This is a genomic window from Kitasatospora sp. NPDC127035, assembly GCF_042726075.1.
In the GTDB taxonomy this organism is placed as follows: Bacteria; Actinomycetota; Actinomycetes; order Streptomycetales; family Streptomycetaceae; genus Kitasatospora.
This window is the reverse complement of sequence record NZ_JBHXDN010000029.1, coordinates 52,424-56,579: the sequence shown is the minus strand read 5'-3', so window position 1 is coordinate 56,579 and position 4,156 is coordinate 52,424. Positions and strand designations below refer to the sequence as shown.

At 73.8% G+C, this 4,156-nt stretch carries 3 protein-coding genes; 1 reads left to right on the top strand and 2 read right to left on the bottom strand.

The window, feature by feature from the left end; genetic code table 11:
• Positions 1-30 precede the first annotated feature (30 nt).
• A complete protein-coding gene (locus tag ACFWIC_RS20890) occupies positions 31-1,035 on the top strand; it encodes an MFS transporter (RefSeq protein WP_380519682.1) in 1,005 nt (334 codons plus the stop codon).
• A 122-nt stretch (positions 1,036-1,157) separates the two neighbouring features.
• On the opposite strand, the gene ACFWIC_RS20885 is transcribed toward ACFWIC_RS20890, so the two are convergent.
• Both ACFWIC_RS20885 and glyA read right to left on the bottom strand, forming a co-directional pair.
• The gene (locus ACFWIC_RS20885; RefSeq protein ID WP_329882954.1) at positions 1,158-2,525 is read right to left on the bottom strand and encodes an L-serine ammonia-lyase; all 1,368 of its coding nucleotides are present in this window, start codon (positions 2,523-2,525) and stop codon (positions 1,158-1,160) included.
• Between the two features lie 146 nt (positions 2,526-2,671).
• Positions 2,672-3,940, bottom strand: coding sequence for a serine hydroxymethyltransferase (glyA, locus tag ACFWIC_RS20880; RefSeq protein WP_329882953.1), 1,269 nt, complete (start codon positions 3,938-3,940; stop codon positions 2,672-2,674).
• Between the last annotated feature and the right edge of the window lie 216 nt (positions 3,941-4,156).

The window sequence follows — 4,156 nt, the reverse complement described above, 5'->3', positions numbered from 1 at the left end:
GGCTTTTTCGCTCGCCGGGGGCGGGGGGCTGTGGCGCCGCCCGCGGGGGGGGGTGGGGGCCGGGGCGGCGACCCCCCCCCCCCCCGGACCGGGGCGCGGATCGACTGGGCCGGCGTCGGCCTGCTGACCGGCGGGGTCCTGGCGCTCACCCTGGTCGGCAGCTGGGGCGGCACCGCGTACGGCTGGACCTCGCCGCAGGTGCTCGGCGCCGCCGCGGTCGCGGTGGTGGCGCTGGCCCGGTTCGTCCGGGTCGAGCGGCGGGCCGTCGAACCGCTGATCCCGCCCGCGCTGTTCCGCCACCGCGCCGTCACCGAGGCCCTGGTGCTCGGCTTCCTGCTCGGCGGGCTGATGCTCGTCCTGGTCGGCTACCTGCCCCAGTACCTGCAGTTCGTCCAGGGCGCCTCCCCGACCACCGGCGGGCTGCTGCTGGTGCCGCTGATGCTCGGGATGATCGGCGCCCAGCTCGTCACCGCCCGGCTGACGGCCCGGGGCGGCAGCGGGCGTCACCACCCGCTGCTCGGCAGCGCCGTCGCGCTGGCCGGCACCCTGCTGCTGCTCACCCTCGGCACGGACACCCCGCAACTGCTCGCCTCGGCGCTCACCGTCGTCGCCGGGGCCGGGATCGGGCTGGTCATGCAGAGCACCCTGCTGGCCACCATGGCGGCGGTGCCGCCGCGCGACATGGGGGCCGCGATGGGCTCGGTGATGCTGTTCCGGACGATCGGCGGCTCGCTGGGCATGGCCGCCCTCGGTGCGGTCTACACCGCCCGGCTGTCGTCCTCCCTCTCCGGCGGGCCCGGCGCGGACGCCGCCGGTCCGACCGCCGACGGTCTGACCCCCGCCGCCGTGGACCACCTCCCGGCGCAGGCCGCGGAGGCCGTCCGCACCGCCGTCACCACCGGCCTGCACGGCACCCTCCTCGGGGCCGCCGCGATCGCCGCCGCCGCGGTCGTCGTCGCGGCCCTGGCCCGCCGGGCCGCCCCGGCTCCGGCGGGGGACCGGGCCCCGGAGCCGGCGCCCGCCGACCTGGGCTGAGCGCACGGCGCGGACCCGCGCGCACGACGAGGCCCGGTGGCCCGGACCGGTCAGGTCCGGGCCACCGGGCCTCGTGGAGCGTCCGGGACCTCAGGGCCGGCGGGGGCCGGCGCCGGCGGCCGTCAGCACTCGATGACGTTGACGGCGAGGCCGCCGCGCGAGGTCTCCTTGTACTTGATCTTCATGTCGGCCCCGGTCTCCTTCATGGTCTTGATCGCCTTGTCGAGGGAGACGTGGTGGCGGCCGTCGCCGCGCAGTGCCATCCGGGCGGCGGTGACGGCCTTGACCGACGCCATGCCGTTGCGCTCGATGCAGGGGATCTGGACCAGGCCGCCGACCGGGTCGCAGGTGAGCCCGAGGTTGTGCTCGATGCCGATCTCGGCGGCGTTCTCGACCTGCTCGGGGGAGCCGCCGAGGACCTCGGCGAGGCCGCCCGCGGCCATCGAGCAGGCGGAGCCGACCTCGCCCTGGCAGCCGACCTCGGCGCCGGAGATGGAGGCGTTCTCCTTGAAGAGCATGCCGATGGCGCCGGCCGCGAGCAGGAAGCGGACGATGCCGTCCTCGTCGGCGCCCGGGATGAAGTTCAGGTAGTAGTGCAGGACGGCGGGGATGATGCCGGCCGCACCGTTGGTGGGGGCGGTGACGACGCGGCGGCCGGAGGCGTTCTCCTCGTTGACCGCCATCGCGTACAGCGTCACCCACTCCATCGCGTTGGCCGGGCCGATGCCCTCGGCGCGCAGCGCGCGGGCCCCGGAGGCGGCCCGCCGGCGGACCTTGAGGCCGCCGGGGAGTATCCCCTCGCGGGACATGCCGGCCCGGACGGACTCCTGCATGACGCGCCAGATCTCCAGCAGCCCGGAGCGGATCTCCTCCTCGGTCCGCCAGGCCTTCTCGTTCTCCAGCATCAGGCCGGAGATGGACAGGCCGGTCTCCCGGCTGAGCCGGAGCAGCTCGTCGCCGGTGCGGAAGGGGTACTTCAGCGCGGTGTCGTCGGGCTTGACCCGCTCCGCGCCGATCGCGTCCTCGTCGACGACGAAGCCGCCGCCGACCGAGTAGTAGGTCTTCTCCAGCAGGGTGGAACCGTCCGCGCGGAAGGCCCAGACGGTCATGCCGTTGGCGTGGTAGGGCAGCGAGCGGCGGCGGTGCAGGACCAGCTGGCTGTCGGGGTCGAAGTCGATGGCGTGGGTGCCGAGCAGGTTGAGCCGCTTCTCGGCCTTGATCCGCTCGACGTCCCGGTCCGCCTGGTCGACGTCGACGGTGCGGGGGGAGTTGTTCTCCAGGCCGAGCAGGACGGCCTTCGGGGTGCCGTGGCCGTGACCGGTCGCGCCGAGCGACCCGTACAGCTCGGCGCGGACGGCCGCCACCTCGGTCAGCAGGCCCTCCGACTTCAGGCGGCGGGCGAACATCCGGGCGGCGCGCATCGGGCCGACGGTGTGGGAGCTGGACGGGCCGATGCCGATGGAGAAGAGGTCGAAGACGCTGATGGCCACGGAGGGACGTCCTTGTCTGGTCTCGTGGGATGAGCAGGCGGGCGGGTGCTGACACGGGACGGGGCACCGCGCGCACTCTCCAGTGTGCGCGGTGCCCCGGAATCCCTGGTGGACCGGCGGGGTGAGGCCGGTCACCTGCACCCGAACTACAGGTTCGGGTAGAGCGGGTACTTGTCGGCCAGCGCGGTGACGCGGGCCTTCAGCGAGGCGGCGACGGTCTCGTCGTAGGCCGGCTTCAGGGCCTCGGCGATGATGTCGGCGACCTCGCGGAAGTCCTCGGCCTGGAAGCCGCGGGTGGCGAGAGCCGGGGTGCCGATCCGCAGGCCGGAGGTCACCATCGGCGGGCGCGGGTCGTTCGGGACGGCGTTGCGGTTGACGGTGATGCCGACCTCGTGCAGACGGTCCTCGGCCTGCTGGCCGTCGAGCTGGCTGTTGCGCAGGTCGACCAGGACGAGGTGGACCTCGGTGCCGCCGGAGAGCACGGACGCACCGGCCTCGGCGACGTCGTCCCGGAGCAGGCGCTCGGCGAGGATCCTGGCGCCGTCGAGGGTGCGCTGCTGGCGCTCCTTGAACTCCTCCGAGGCGGCGACCTTGAAGGCGACGGCCTTGCCGGCGATGACGTGCTCCAGCGGGCCGCCCTGCTGGCCGGGGAAGACCGCGGAGTTGATCTTCTTGGCCCACTCGGCCTTGGAGAGGATGACGCCGCCGCGCGGGCCGCCCAGGGTCTTGTGGGTGGTGGTGGTGACCACGTCTGCGTACGGCACCGGGTTGGGGTGCAGACCGGCGGCGACCAGGCCGGCGAAGTGCGCCATGTCGACCATGAGCAGCGCGCCGACCTCGTCGGCGACCCGGCGGAACGCGGCGAAGTCGAGCTGGCGCGGGTAGGCGGACCAGCCGGCGATGATCAGCTTCGGCTGGTGCTCCTTGGCGAGGCGCTCGACCTCGGCCATGTCGACCCGGCCGGTCTTGTCGTCGACGTGGTAGGCGGCCACGTTGTAGAGCTTGCCGGAGAAGTTGATCTTCATGCCGTGGGTCAGGTGACCGCCGTGGGCCAGGGACAGACCCAGGATGGTGTCGCCCGGCTGGATCAGCGCGAACATCGCGGCGGCGTTGGCCTGCGCGCCGGAGTGCGGCTGGACGTTGGCGTGCTCGGCGCCGAACAGGGCCTTGATCCGGTCGATCGCGATCTGCTCGACCACGTCGACGTGCTCGCAGCCACCGTAGTAGCGGCGGCCGGGGTAGCCCTCGGCGTACTTGTTGGTCAGGACCGAACCCTGGGCCTCCATGACCGCCACCGGGGCGAAGTTCTCGGAGGCGATCATCTCCAGGGTGGTCTGCTGGCGGTGCAGCTCGGCGTCGACCGCGGCGGCGATCTCCGGGTCGAGGGCGTGCAGGGACTGGTTCAGAACCGTCATGGTGGGGTCTTCCCGGGAGGAGAGAAGGAGAGCCGCGCGCGGCGCCCCCGCGGGGGCGGCGACGGGCGACGGGAGGGCGAAGCCGGTGGGCGCGGGGCGGGCCGCCCCGCGGCGGCCCCCCCCCCCGGGGGGGGCAGGCCGCGGGGGTGGTGTGCGCGGGGTAAACCTACGCCCGCAGCACCACGGCCGTGGACCAGTCTATTATAAACAAAAGAA

Coding starts and splice junctions, on each gene's coding strand:
- glyA (WP_329882953.1), bottom strand. CDS start 3,940: ATGACGGTTCTGAACCAGTCCCTGCACGCCCTCGACCCGGAGATCGCC.